Genomic DNA, 13,322 nt, shown 5'->3' with positions numbered 1-13,322 from the left:
GGGTCGAGGCTGTGTCAAAACGCGGAATCTAGTAATCTGGTTGGGTCAGTACGGACTGGAGGGATCGCGATGAAGCGGTTTGTCCAAGGCCAGGAGCGCAGCCAAGGCACCTTGTTCCCGGTCTGCCTCGACGAGTACGTCAGTGACGACAATCCGGTGCGGGTGATCGACGTCTTTGTCGAGGAACTCGACTTGCATGCCCTGGGGTTCGAGAGTGTCATCCCACAGGCGACGGGCCGCCCGGCCTACCATCCGGCGGCCCTGCTCAAGATCTACATCTATGGCTATCTCAACCGCATCCCGTCCAGCCGCCGCCTCGAGCAGGAGACCGGCCGCAACCTTGAGCTGATGTGGCTCACCGGCCAGCTTCAGCCGGATCACAAGACCATCGCCCGCTTCCGCAAGGACAATGGACCGGCCATTCGGGCCGTGTGCCGCCAGTTCGTCGGGCTGTGCCGCACGCTCAACCTGTTCTCGCAGGCGGTGGTGGCCATCGACGGCTCCAAGTTCAAGGCGGTCAACGCGCGGGACAAGAACTTCACGCCGGCCAAGCTCGCCAAGCGCATCGAGCAGGTGGAGGCCAGCATCGCACACTATCTGTCCGCCCTCGACACGGCCGATCGGCAGGAGAGCGAGCTGGCGCAGGTGAAGGCCGGGCGGATCAAGGACAAGATCGCGGCGCTCAGAGAGCAGATGCAGCAGTTCCGGGAGCTGGAGCAGCAGGTGCTGGCGGCTCCCGACCAGCAGATCTCGCTCACTGATCCGGACGCGCGGGCGATGACCAACCGGGGCATCGGCACGGGCATCGTCGGCTACAACGTTCAGGCCGCGGTGGATGTCCAGCACCACCTGATCGTCGCACATGAGGTCACCAACAGCGGCTCGGATCGGGGCCAGTTATCGGTGATGGGCCAGCAGGCGCAGGGTGCCATGGGCACGCCGAGCCTGGAGGCTCTGGCGGACAGAGGCTACTACAAGGGCGAGGACATCCTGGCCTGCGAGAGAGCTGGGATCACGCCCTATGTGCCCAAGACCCTCAACTCGAGCGCCAAGGCTGACGGACGCTTCGGCAAGCAGGACTTCGTCTATCATCCCGAGGATGACACCTATCGCTGTCCCGCCGGAGAGCGCCTGACGCGACGATGCTCCACCATCGAGCATGGGATGCTGCTGCATCTCTACTGGACCAGCTGCTGCCAAACCTGTGCGCTCAAAGATCAGTGTACGCCCGGCAAGGAGCGCCGGGTCAGACGCTGGGAGCATGAGGATGTGCTCGATGCGATGCAGGAGCGGCTCGATCGGGCCCCGGAGACGCCGCGTCTGCGGCGGCAGACGGTGGAGCATCCGTTTGGAACGATCAAGGCCTGGATGGGTGCTACGCACTTCCTGACCCGGACCTTGGAGCGGGTGCGCACCGAGATGAGCCTGCACGTGCTCGCCTATAACCTGAAGCGGGTTCTGGCGATCCTCGGACCAGGGCCGCTGCTGGCAGCAATCCAGTCCTGAGGGGGCATCGCTCTAGGCACCCAAGCTGATCACGATGGCTGGGACACCAGCAAGAATGACATCCAGCCTTGTCGATGAGCCAAACGGCCGTTGTCACCTGCGCTCCAGCCGATCAGAGGATCACAGAGGTGAGCTCACTCGGTCCCGATCTGCGTTTTGACACAGCCTCGGTCAATCTGAGCCGTTGAGCGTGGCCTTGTGAAGGTCAGCTTACCCTATGAGCAACGGAAGTTCGGCTTTCGTCCGCCCCGTGCCATGAGGCGACCTTCCTGGATTTCGGTTCAAATTCGTGGACGCGCCTTTATGGAACTGGACACCGCTGCACTCGGTACGCCGCGCTAGCGTCGACCACTGGCGATCCTGAACTCCACCTCGATGTCGATTGGCCCGCCCGTGTCGCGGAGATCCCGCCGGATCTCTTCGCGCGCGGCGTGACGGGCCTCCGCCGGCAGCATAACCAGCACCTGTCCGGACGATCCACCGCCCCGCTCAAAGGGCCCGAAGTAGGCGTCGAAGGAGGATAACGTGAAACGGTGGGCCTTGGTGGTGATGTCCACGTCCCGGAAGCCAGAGTCTTCGAAGAGCGAGCGCAGCCGCCCCTCGTCGCCAAGAGTGAACCTGCGGGCGGTCGCTGCCGCTACGGACGGCACGTGGCGCGCCACGGCTAAGCTGATCATCCCATTGTAAGACCGCTCGGGCGAGGTCGTGACGGAGACCGCCGCCCACCCGTCGGGACGGAGCACACGATGGAACTCGGAGAGACCGCGCCCCGGGTCGGGAAAGAACATCAGCCCGAGGCTGCACAGCACCGCGTCGAAGCTCTCGTCCGGGAAGGACAGGGCTTGGCCGTCCTCGACTGCCGCGGAGGCGCTCGGAGATACGCCGAGGCGCTGGCGCGCCTTCTCGATCATTTCCGGCGAGATGTCAGCGGCCACCACCGAGCCCCCAGGGCCGACGACGGCCAAGGCTGCTTCGGCCGCGATACCAGTGCCGGTGGCCACATCAAGGACACGCTGACCCGGTGCAAGTCGCGCGGCTTGCAGCAGAAACGGGACGAAGTGTGCCGAGACATGCGAAAATGCGTGGTCGTACTCGGCGGCGGCTTCCTGTCTGTAAATCTGTTCGTCGGTCATCCGCAGCGCCCAATCAGATGGCCCAGGATAGACTGGCCGCCGCTGCGGAAAAAGGCGCCTTCGAGGCCTTCGCCGTATCTGGGCGCGGATTTCCGATAACGGGACGTTGTTATGGAATGCAGAGCCACATGATGATCGGCTCTGGGTCACGCACTGACGATCCCATACCCTCAAGGAACGTCCGCTGTTCCTTGCGAGAGCAGACACTCGGTCTACTTCCGAGAAGTGCCAGAGAACGAACCAGCTCGCGCGGGAGGGCGCGCGGTTCAAGGCTGACGCTGAGCCTCTGGCGTCAGTGAGGCTGTGAGCGATCAGAGGTGACGGAGGCTGCTCCGCCTCCGAGCATGAAGGGTCAACCTTCAGCTCGAGAGGAGCGCCCCATGATCGTCCACCCGTCGCCTCCGGCCGGCAGCGCCTTGCGCCAGCGCATGATCGAGGACATGACCGTGCGCGGCTTCACCGCGAAGACGCAGCACGACGACATCCGCTGCGTGAAGACCTTCGCCGCCTTCCTCGGCCGCTCCCCGACAGAGCCATCGGCGGCCGGATTGTTTCGTTCGACTGAACTCGCAGGCTCCGGTGATCCAGGTCGCAAGGCTGGAATCATCCGCTCTTCAACGGCGGCATCGCTCCCTGCACGGGCTTCCCGCGTCCTGGCTACCCGTCGAAGACTTACGTCGAACGCGCCAAATGCGTTTATCCGGCCATAGCGGGCCAGGCGGAACCGTCAAATCCCCATATGCCAAAACCTGCGGACTTCATCCCGCGGGTTCGTTCCCTGGAGGCTTTCGGACGCCGGCCCCGGTGCATCTGGCTGCGTCTGTGATGGCCGGCATCCGAAACCCTTCACAAGAGACGACATTGAGCGGATACGTCTGACGCCCACACAGTCGCCCCGAGACTAATCGGTTGGCCAACTTTGCTGAATTGCAGCACCATCGACCTCAGGTAAACTGAAGCCCCTAAGTCGCTCAGGAAGATCTAGTCGGGTCCAGTTTCTGTAGCGTCCAATTGGCTTCGGATCGCCTCCTGCTCGCAGAGCTTACGACTTTCTTGCCGGAAACGGACAGGTTTCAGATTAGTCTGGCTTGTCCGAGCATGAATTTTGCATCTCTCGGCGCTTCGACGGGACCTGATTAAAATATCAGCAGTTCCTCAGCCATCAGGTCGGCCACTCCCGATGCCCATTGACACGACATTTGCCCCTCGCGCCTTCACCGATCGCACTGTCCTGGTGACAGGAGGGACGAGCGGGATTGGGCTGGGTTGCGCCCGAGCGTTTCGCGATCTCGGTGCGCGAGTGATCGCGACGGGCGCGACCGAGGCTGAGCGGATGCACGCGGCCGGCGAGTCCGGGAATGCGAAGCTGACGTTCCTGACCCTCGATGTCCGGGATGCTCGCGCGATCGACGCGGTCATCAAGGGCTTGGAGCGCTTGGACATTCTGGTGAACGCGGCAGGCGTGATCCGCCGCGATGCTGAGCACGACCCGGAGATTTTTGCTGACGTGCTCGCAATCAACCTGACCGGCACCATGCGGGTTTCCTCCGCAGCCAAGGGCAAGCTCGCCGAGACTCGCGGCTGCGTCGTGAACATCGCCTCGATGCTCACCTTCTTCGGCGGCCCGCGAGTGCCGGCCTACAGCGCCTCGAAGGGTGGAATCGGACAACTCACCAAAAGCCTCGCCGCGGCCTGGGCCACTGATGGCATTCGGGTCAACGCCGTTGCACCGGGCTGGATCGCCACCCCCCTTACCCAGGCTCTTCAGGACGATCCCGAGCGCAGCCGCCCCATTCTGTCCCGTACCCCCATGGGCCGCTGGGGAACGCCCGAGGAGGTGGCTGCTGGCGTGGTGTTCCTCGCCTCCCCGGCCGCCCAGTTCGTGACTGGCGCCATCCTGCCAGTTGATGGCGGCTATCTCACCCTTTGACCGACACCTCTCCCGGGAGCCCTGCCATGACCTCGTCAAACCCGATCGCACCCCCAAGCAATGACAAATGGGTGCCCTACCGGCACCCCCAGCCGAAGGAGTCCCCGCCGGAGCTCGTGGTGCCGAATGCCATCCCGACGGACGAGCGCATCTGGGTGCCGGTGGAGGAGAATGTGTGGTTCCGACCGCTGCTGCTCGCAGCATCACGGGGCTACTGGATGAACCTTCTGCGGGTTCGCAAGGCTGGCGTACTTTCGCGCCACCGCCACCCGCAGCCGGTGCATGCTTTCGTACTGAAAGGTGAATGGCGCTACCTAGAGCACGATTGGATCGCGACGGAGGGCTCCTATGCCTACGAGGCGCCCGGAGAAACCCACACACTTGTCGTCGACCCGCATGTGGAGGAGATGATCACGCTGTTTCAGGTGAACGGCGCGATGATCTATGTCGACCCGGACGGCCGGACCACTGGGTACGACGACGTGTTCACTCGGATGGACAAGTGCCGCGCCCACTATGCCCAAAACGGCCTCGGTGCCGACTACATCGATCAGTTCATCCGCTGACGGTTCAGCCCGATCGGCGTTGAACGGGGCCCCAAAGGGGTCTCCCTCGCACGAGTGACAACGGTATCACTTCGCCTCATGATGCAATCCCTGAGCTGGCCCCGCCTCTGGGAAGCGCTGATTATTGGCGAAGGAGAAACCTCTTGGCCGAACGGATGATTACGCGAATGCCTCCACTGAGGACTCTTGCCGCATTCGAGGCGGCAGCACGGAATCTCAGCTTCCAAGCGGCTGCCGCCGAGCTGAACGTGACCCCCTCGGCGGTCAGTCAGCAGATCAAGATCCTCGAGGAGTTTCTTGCGCTCACGCTGTTCAAGCGCCTGAACCGTCGCATCCTGCTCACGGAAGCGGGAGAACTCTACTATGCTTCAATCGCCTCGGCCTTCGAGTCCATGGTTGAGGCTACCGAACGGGTCCACAGCCATCTCAACCCTGAGATCCTGATGATTCGATCAAGCCCAAGCTTTGCCATGAAATGGCTCCTACCTCGTCTTCCTGATTTCGTCGCCGAATACCCGGACCTTGATGTACGGGTGGATGCTACCAACGAAAAAACCGACTTCGCCCGCGAGGCGGTCGATCTCGAGTTCCGGGTCGGGACAGGAGACTGGAAGGGTTTGCATGTAGAACCCCTCCACCGTGACAATATCGTGCCGCTGGCCAGTCCCAAGCTGATACAGAACCTGGAGCTGCAAAGCCCGGCCGACCTCGTCCGAGGCGTCCGCCTGATTCACTCCGTCAAGTGCCCTGTGACTTGGGAGATGTGGCTCTGCGCCAACCATCTTCCTTCGTCGATTGCCCAGCGCGGGCCGAGATTCGATCGGTCGTTCATGGCAATCCAAGCTGCCATTGACGGTCTCGGGGTTGCCTTGGACAGCGAGATCTTCGCTGATATCGACCTTCGAGAGGGGCGGCTGGTCATACCGTTCCGAGGACGGCAGACCTTTGTGCGGCAGATGCTCTGGTTGACCTGCCCGTTCGAGAACCTTCAGCGCAGTGCGGTCAAAATGTTTCGCGAGTGGTTGTTCCAGTATCCGGAGATGCGGGGTGAGTTTCCTCGGGAGAAGGTCTACACTGACACCACGCTCCAGACTGTCTGAAGCAACAATCCCAGGTGATCGCCTGCGTTAATGCTCATCGTGGGCAGATTCTATCAAGAAAGCGGACGTCGCTGCGCACGATCAGGGGCCGGCTCCCCTCGTCGAAAGTCTTGAAGTGGTCGGTGCGCTTGTGCTCCTCGAACGCCGCCGCATTGTCGTAGACTTCGTAGAACAGGATCGATCCTTCCCGCTCTGGATCGACACAAACATCGAACTGTCGGCATCCGGGCTCACGCTCCACGGACATGGTCGCATCCTCATGGGCAACTGCAAGGAAGCGTTCCCGGTCGGTGGAATTCACCTCGAATGCTGCAACGACGACAAACATAAGATCTCTCCACGAAAATGCTCCGTGGGTCGTGCCCCACGGCGTCAAGTTTGAAGGGACTGCGTCTTACTAGAAGTGCAGCGTGAGCGCAGGGATGTACGAGATCGCGAGCAGGACCAGAAGGGACGCAATCAAGAACGGAGCAAGATCTTTTAGGGTGCTGCCCATCGTGACGCCCGCAATCGAGCAGGAGACGAACAACGTTGTGCCTACCGGCGGCGTGTACAGTCCTATGGCACAGTTCAGCACCATGATGAGGCCGAGCTGCACGAGATCGAGGCCGATCTCCTCTGCCAACGGCACAAAGATCGGACCCAGCAACAAGATCGCCGGAGGTAGGTCAAGGAAGGTGCCGATGACGAGCATGATCACGTTCATAGCGAGGATGATGAGCCACTTCGATTGAAGTGTCTCACGTGCCCATTCAGCGAATACGGAAGGGATGTCGTCGAAGGTCATGATCCAGCCCATTGGGGCCGAGCCCATGATCACGAGCATGATCACGCCGGTGATCACACCGGTTGACAAGATGCTGACGTAGACCCGCTTCAGGTTGAGGTCGCGATAAATCAGCCCTGATACAACAAGCGCATAGGCACAGGCGATGATGCTCACCTCGGTCGGCGTCGCGATCCCGAACCTCAACGTGATCACGATGAAGACTGGCATCAGGAGCGACGGCAGCGCCCACAGAACTCCTCTCAGCAGGGCTCCTCGGTCGAGCTTCTCTGGAGGCGAATAGGGAAAGGCCCGAACGCGGGCGACGATGTTGCAGACCGCCAGGAACGCAACGGCCAAAAGGAGGCCGGGCAGGATGCCGGCGAGGAACAGCGCTCCGATCGAAACGTTCGAGACCAGCGCATATAGGATCATCGGGATCGACGGAGGGATCATAAGGTCGATGATCGGCGCGCTCGAGTTCAGTGCGGCGCAAAAGGGCGCGGGATAGCCGGCTCGGCGCTGCCAAGGGATCATGATCGATCCCAGCGCTGAGGCGCTTGCGACCGCCGATCCGGACACGCCGCCGAACACTGTCGCGCCGATGACGGTTGCCTGCCCGAGCCCACCTCGATACCTCGCTACCAGCCGGTTTGCGAACTCGATGAGATGCTCGCCCATCTGCCCCGTCATCATCAGCGCGCCGGCGAGGATGAAGAATGGGATCGCAATCAGCGGAAAGCTCTGCGTTTGCTGGAACAGCTTCAGCAGGGCGACCGTGGCCGGCACCTCACCGGTGGCGATGATGGCTGCTGTCGAGCTGATGATGAGAGCGTAGCCGACCGGAACGGCCAGAATGAGCAGAAGGGTAAAGACCAGCGTCATCACGAGTGTCATGCAGCACTCCCTTCGGTGATCTCAGACGGAGGCGTGCGGATCTTGAGCGGATTGCACGAGGTCGACACAGCTTCGTACAGCGTGGTCAGTGACGTGACGCCGAGAAGCACGAAGCCAATCACGACCCCGAGATAGGACCAGGAGCTAGGAATGCCTGTCATCGGCATGATCTCGCTGCCGGTCACCTCGAGGATCTCAAGTCCTGTCCAGCTCAGGTAGAAGAAGGTCGCGGCATTCAGGAGTTGGGTGACCATGAACACGGTACGGGCCGTTCGCGGCCCCATGAGATTGATCCCGAACTCGACGAGGAAGTGCTGGCCGTACTGCGCGGCCAGAACGAAGCCGGCAGCCGTCATCCACGGGAACAAGATCGCAGGCAGCTCAGTCAGCCAGAGCGAGCTTTGCTGGGTTCCGTAGCGGATCAGGACTTCGGATCCGATTGCCACGAAGAGAATGACTGTCGTGACCATCAGCACGACGGTCGCCGCCCACCGGATCGCCTCATCAATTGAGTGGACGACGCGGCTGGCTCCCGACACCGGAGCGTCGGGAGCCGCACCTCGCAGGCTCACTGCGAGACCCCCTGGGCAGCAGTCGTCAACTGCTTCACCAGTTCTGCGTTCGGACCGTTCTGCCATTTGTCGTAGACAGACTTCGTGGCGGCACGGAAGGGCTCGATATCGACTTCGTTGATCTTCATCCCAGCCGCCTCAAGCTTCTGGCGCAGTTCACGGTCAGCCTGGGTGGTAAGCTCGCGCTGATGGTCCCTGGCCTCGACGGCCGCCTGCTTGATCACCTTTTTGTCGTCGGCTGACAGTGAACCCCAGGTCGCCTTGCTCATGAGGAAGGGCGTCATCTCGTACTTGTGGGACGTGAGTGACAAGTACTTCTGCACTTCCTGGAACTTCGAATGGAAGATGTTCATCAACGGGTTTTCCTGCCCGTCAACAACACCCTGCTGGAGCGCCAGGTAAAGTTCCGAGAAGGCCATTGGCGTTGGGCTAGCACCGAGTGCCGTAAAAGACTCGATGGCAACCGGATCGGACGGCACCCGGATCTTCAGCCCTTTCAGGTCGGCGGGTGTCGTGATCGGGCGCACCTTGTTGGTGATGTGCCGGATCCCGTTGTCCCAGTACGCCAGCACGACGAGTTGCTTGGCCTCGGCCTTGGCTGCCAGTTCATCGCCTAGGGCACCGTCGAGAACCTTCCAGGCAGTCGACGGATTCTTGAACAGGAATGGCAGCGACAGCGCCCCGACTTCAGGCACGATGTTGGCCATCGGCCCCTGCGCGTTGAGGGACATGTCGAGGGTGCCGAGCCGCAGGGCTGTGAGCATCTCGACGTCGTCGCCGAACTGAGCATTGCCGCCGACCGCGATCTTCAGCTTGCCTTTGGAAAGCTCGTCGACACGCTTGGCAAAGAACTGTGCCGCGACATGCCGCGGGTTCGTTTCCGTGGTGCCGTGGCCGACCCGCAGGGTGCGGGCCTCGGCAACACCTGCCAGGAAGGCCATCGCGAGGCCAGCGGAAAACAACTTCGTCAGACTCTTCATGGGTTTCCTCCTATGGTGGGAGCTCATTGGCAAGGCTCCTTCTTCGATGCGGCTTATTTTCAGGCCGAACCCGCTTGGCGTCGCGGGTTCGTGCCTTCTCAAGGTCGACCTATGCGGCTTGGCTCTTGGTCTTCGAGGAGAACATGGCTTCCATCTCTCTCCGGATGCGGACCGCGGCATTGTCGTGGTCAATCTCCACGTCCGACCAGCACACGGGCTCACCACCGCGCTTGGCTGTCTTGAGCTTCACGTTCTGCGCCAGGCCGAGAGGCAGTCCGCCGATCCGAAGGGACTCTGTTGCGGGCATCTGCTTGCCCCAGACGCAGTAACCGCCCTCCCCGTCGAGAACCTCCCCGGGTTTGAGGTCGCGCTTCGCGGTGGCCACAACGTCCGAGCGGAACCCAGTTGGCGACCCCGTCGGTTCGCCTCTGAGACCAATTGAGGCAATAGAGATGCCAAGCTCGAGGCCGATCAGATGGGCCGGACGGTACATGGCCGAGTACTTGAAGCTGCTGTCGGGAAAGAAGCGATACTCCTCAATGCAGTGGCGGACGTACTCGTCCTCCGCCTTGATGACAACGTACGTGCCGATCTGGAGGTGATGCTCGACTGGCGTCATGTCACGGTTCAGCGACGAGACCACTTCCGTGGTACCCTCGTGGCTCAGGGTTCCGCCGTCCGCCTTTGGCTTGCAGATTTCCGCCAAATCATAACATGACGCCGGTGGGAAGCCGAGGCCATTCGGCTGAGGCGTCAGTCCCGAGGCATTGCAAACTGCCGTCATCTCGATGCTGGACTTCGTGCCGTCGATGAAGGAGTTAAACATCTTCGGATTGTTGCCAGCGCGAGCAGCGAGCTCAGGCGAGAGACCAAAGTTCTGCCAGACGGTGTCCGGCGTTGAGGCGTGGAAGCTCGGGTGATAGCGCGTGCCTTTTCCGGCGCTCACCACGGTGAAGCCGCAGGCGCGTGCCCAGTCGATATGCTCGCAAATGATCGCAGGCTGATCGCCATAGGCCAGGCTGTAGACGAGGCCGGCCTGGCGTGCCTTGTGGGCCAGCAACGGTCCCGCGACGACGTCGGCCTCCACGTTCACCATGATCACGTGGCGGCCGTTCTCGATTGCGTCGAGGCAGTGGCGAATGCCCACCTCAGGGTTTCCGGTCGCCTCGATCAGCACGTCGAGGCCATCAGCCTTGATCAACGCGTCATTCGAGTCCGTGATGAAAGTCGCGCCGGTCCGCCGCGCCTCGTCGAAGTTGCCCGCGCTGTACTGCTCCTCGCTCCAGCCGACGCGTCGGCAGGTTTCCCGTGCCCGTTCCGGGTTCAGGTCGGAGATCCCGAGGATGTGCATGCCTGGGGTGAGACGCGCCTGAGCGAGGAACATGGCGCCGAACTTGCCCGCCCCAATCAGCCCCACCCGGATCGGGCGGCCCTCTTCGGCTCGCGCCTTCAACATTGTCGCCAAGTTCATGCAGTCCTCCCGTTTGCTTGCCCCAACGTTAAACCCAGCGATACTCGGGGCACGAGAAGATCAAAATTCAGCCTCACGTAAGCTCAGCTAAACTGAGGTTGCTAAGGCCAAGCTTGGCAGAACGGAACTGACGTCAAAGCGAAGAGCCGCTGCACAGTATACCTAGCAAGATTTCGCACAGGACCAACTTACGTAAACAGGCATTGCGTTAACGGGCAATTCAATGACAGCCGAGTTGTCCATCAGGCCGGGCAACACATCTGCCCGATCGCCGTCGGTCCATTTAATGGATGATCGCTAAGGTCCGACTTGGATCAGGAACTAAGATTCCCTGCTTTCTCGTAACGTCCGGTTCGATGTGGATTGCTGCCTTCGAGCTTAGGTCTCAGGAGTGCCATTACCTGACATTCCCAGTTGAAGAAATGCCTTAATACAAGTTGCAGGGTTGACGACGTTGCGATTGATAGTCCGAGTCTTTAGGCTTGGTTGCTGGCCTTGGCCACGAGCCCGCCCGCATGGCTACAGCCGAGCGCATGGCTGATGTTTTCGGCCGTTAGAACAGGATATCATTTTTTGCCTCGATGGGTTTGAGGTCGGTCTGCTCGCCGAGCAACATCCGCATTTCGATCTCAATTCGCCGGGTAATTGATGAGATGGGGACATCGTTCGCGTTTCCTTCAAAGGGGTTTGATGAATTCTCGCCGACCTTTTCCAGCGAAACAAATGTCCAGCCGACGATTAGGCTGAACGGGACATTCAACCAGACGGTCCAATTTCCGATCCCAGCCGCTTCCCCCAATTCGCGTGCGTCCCGAAAGAGGCCGAACGGCACGAGCGCGACGAAGATCACCACCAGAATGACGGCGATAGAACAGTAATTACGGGAATACGGATAGTTCTTGATTCGCTTCAGGCCGCCTTGCAATCGAAGAAGTTCATCGAGCCCAGCCGCCAGCCCGGAGAACATGAATTCGCTGATGAGGCTTTTGTCGTAGAGTTCTCGAATGGCTACATACTGCCAATGCAGAATGAGAGCCTCCTTGTCGCCGCGATGCGCCATGACTCTCTGCACATCGGCGCTTGGCAAATAGATCTTCAGCTCATCTTCAAGGGTGGAATGACTTTCGGGACTCGGATTCCTGGCAAGGAAACTAGCGTTCCCTGCGGCAAACGTGTTCTCCCAGGACCGTTTGTCACGCAGATAAAAGCGTAGGGCCGTCAGCCACGCAAAATGGCGGTAGAATATCTCTTTCAGTTTTGGGTCAGGCGTATCATCTCGATTGCCTATCGTCGTCATCAACCTGTTAGCCAGGACCAAACTGGCCGTGTTGAGTTGGCCAGATAGAATAAGGCCTTCGTTGAAGGCGCATAGCATTGCTGGCTCTTGAACGCGAGACTAATCGCGAGCGCCGATCCTATAACTGCCAGGATCGTCGTCGGTACAGTCAAGAAGCTCCAGCCTGAGAGGCTGACTGAAAAAGGTTGAGTGGCCTCAAGCCCCTGTGATTCCGTCGGATTTGCGAAGATTCGAGGGAGATCACGATGGTATGGACCGAGGCCACTCGCCGGCAGTATCGGCGAGACGGGCTGCGTTATGCAAGCAACCTCACCGATGCCGAATGGGCGCTGATCGAACCCTTCATGCCCGCCGCCCGGCAGATCGGGCGTCCCCGCATCACCTGCCTGCGGGCCGTGGTTGAGGCCATCCTGTATCTGGCCTCGACCGGTTGCCAGTGGCGCCAGTTGCCCAAGGAGTTTCCGCCGTATTCGACCGTGCAGGGCTACTTCTATGCCTGGTCACGGGACGGCACCTTCGAGCGGATCAACCATGCTCTCGTGGCGGCCTCGCGCGAGAAGGACGGCCGTGAGGTGAGCCCCTCGGCCGGCGTGATTGACAGCCAGTCGGTCAAGACCACGGAAGCTGGCGGACCGCGCGGCTTTGATGCCGGCAAGACGATCAAGGGCCGCAAGCGCCACATCATCACCGACACGCAAGGCCATCTGGTCGGGCTGAGGGTCCAGACCGCCGACATCCAGGACCGGGATGGTGCGGTGGAGGTGCTGACCTCCATCCGGGCGCTGTATCCCTGGCTGCGCCATGTCTTTGCCGATGGCGGCTATGCGGGCGACAAGTTGCGCGACGCGATCGCCACTCTCGGACGCTGGACGATCGAGATCATCAAACGCTCGGATGCGGCCAAAGGCTTTCAGGTGCTCAAGTGCCGGTGGGTTGTGGAGCGAACATTCGCCTGGCTTGGACGCTGCCGTCGTCTGGCCAAGGACTTCGAAGCCTCTATCGAGAGTGCCGTCGCCTGGACCTTTATCGCCCATATCCGGATGCTGACCAGAAGGCTCGCAAGACCCTGAAATCAAACCCGTCTTTCTGAGTCAGACTCTGAGA

At 60.9% G+C, this 13,322-nt stretch carries 13 protein-coding genes; 6 read left to right on the top strand and 7 right to left on the bottom strand.

What is annotated here, in order from left to right:
- Positions 1-69: 69 nt before the first annotated feature.
- The gene (locus DDF70_RS32080) at positions 70-1,506 is read left to right on the top strand and encodes an IS1182 family transposase (protein ID WP_114947838.1); all 1,437 of its coding nucleotides are present in this window, start codon (positions 70-72) and stop codon (positions 1,504-1,506) included.
- A 338-nt stretch (positions 1,507-1,844) separates the two neighbouring features.
- Here DDF70_RS32080 and DDF70_RS32075 read toward each other — a convergent pair whose 3' ends face one another.
- Entirely contained in the window at positions 1,845-2,639 is a 795-nt protein-coding gene (locus DDF70_RS32075; protein ID WP_114948679.1) for a class I SAM-dependent methyltransferase, read from the bottom strand.
- Positions 2,640-3,019: 380 nt separating this feature from the next.
- Between DDF70_RS32075 and DDF70_RS37680 the strand changes: the two genes are divergently transcribed.
- The 4 genes from DDF70_RS37680 (at position 3,020) to gcvA (ending at position 6,235) form a co-directional block, all read left to right on the top strand.
- Entirely contained in the window at positions 3,020-3,349 is a 330-nt protein-coding gene (locus DDF70_RS37680) for a hypothetical protein (RefSeq protein WP_205772553.1), read from the top strand.
- A gap of 470 nt (positions 3,350-3,819) precedes the next feature.
- Positions 3,820-4,569 carry an SDR family NAD(P)-dependent oxidoreductase gene (locus tag DDF70_RS32065; protein ID WP_114948678.1) on the top strand — a complete coding sequence of 250 codons (750 nt, stop codon included), beginning with the start codon at positions 3,820-3,822 and terminating at the stop codon, positions 4,567-4,569.
- Positions 4,570-4,595: 26 nt separating this feature from the next.
- The gene (locus tag DDF70_RS32060; protein ID WP_114948677.1) at positions 4,596-5,135 is read left to right on the top strand and encodes a 2,4'-dihydroxyacetophenone dioxygenase family protein; all 540 of its coding nucleotides are present in this window, start codon (positions 4,596-4,598) and stop codon (positions 5,133-5,135) included.
- 167 nt (positions 5,136-5,302) lie between these two features.
- Positions 5,303-6,235: a transcriptional regulator GcvA gene (gcvA, locus tag DDF70_RS32055; protein ID WP_162820831.1), complete on the top strand. Its 933-nt coding sequence runs from the start codon at positions 5,303-5,305 to the stop codon at positions 6,233-6,235.
- A gap of 34 nt (positions 6,236-6,269) precedes the next feature.
- On the opposite strand, the gene DDF70_RS32050 is transcribed toward gcvA, so the two are convergent.
- The 6 genes from DDF70_RS32050 to DDF70_RS32025 all read right to left on the bottom strand — a co-directional run bounded on the left by DDF70_RS32050 (position 6,270) and on the right by DDF70_RS32025 (position 12,296).
- Entirely contained in the window at positions 6,270-6,563 is a 294-nt protein-coding gene (locus tag DDF70_RS32050) for a putative quinol monooxygenase (RefSeq protein ID WP_114948675.1), read from the bottom strand.
- Positions 6,564-6,632: 69 nt separating this feature from the next.
- Entirely contained in the window at positions 6,633-7,898 is a 1,266-nt protein-coding gene (locus DDF70_RS32045; RefSeq protein ID WP_114948674.1) for a TRAP transporter large permease, read from the bottom strand.
- Positions 7,895-8,470, bottom strand: a complete 576-nt coding sequence (locus tag DDF70_RS32040) for a TRAP transporter small permease (protein WP_162820830.1) — start codon at positions 8,468-8,470, stop codon at positions 7,895-7,897. The genes DDF70_RS32045 and DDF70_RS32040 overlap by 4 nt, the downstream gene beginning before the upstream one ends.
- Positions 8,467-9,450 carry a TRAP transporter substrate-binding protein gene (locus tag DDF70_RS32035; protein ID WP_114948672.1) on the bottom strand — a complete coding sequence of 328 codons (984 nt, stop codon included), beginning with the start codon at positions 9,448-9,450 and terminating at the stop codon, positions 8,467-8,469. Before DDF70_RS32035 ends, DDF70_RS32040 begins: the two co-directional genes overlap by 4 nt.
- A 109-nt stretch (positions 9,451-9,559) precedes the next feature.
- The gene (locus tag DDF70_RS32030) at positions 9,560-10,921 is read right to left on the bottom strand and encodes an NAD(P)H-dependent oxidoreductase (protein ID WP_114948671.1); all 1,362 of its coding nucleotides are present in this window, start codon (positions 10,919-10,921) and stop codon (positions 9,560-9,562) included.
- Between the two features lie 553 nt (positions 10,922-11,474).
- Positions 11,475-12,296 carry a bestrophin family protein gene (locus DDF70_RS32025; protein ID WP_114948670.1) on the bottom strand — a complete coding sequence of 274 codons (822 nt, stop codon included), beginning with the start codon at positions 12,294-12,296 and terminating at the stop codon, positions 11,475-11,477.
- Between the two features lie 167 nt (positions 12,297-12,463).
- Between DDF70_RS32025 and DDF70_RS32020 the strand changes: the two genes are divergently transcribed.
- Positions 12,464-13,288: an IS5 family transposase gene (locus DDF70_RS32020; protein ID WP_114948207.1), complete on the top strand. Its 825-nt coding sequence runs from the start codon at positions 12,464-12,466 to the stop codon at positions 13,286-13,288.
- Positions 13,289-13,322: the final 34 nt, after the last annotated feature.

This window comes from Microvirga calopogonii, from assembly GCF_003347665.1.
Classification (GTDB): Bacteria; Pseudomonadota; Alphaproteobacteria; order Rhizobiales; family Beijerinckiaceae; genus Microvirga; species Microvirga calopogonii.
This window is presented reverse-complemented; position numbering and strand designations above follow the sequence as displayed.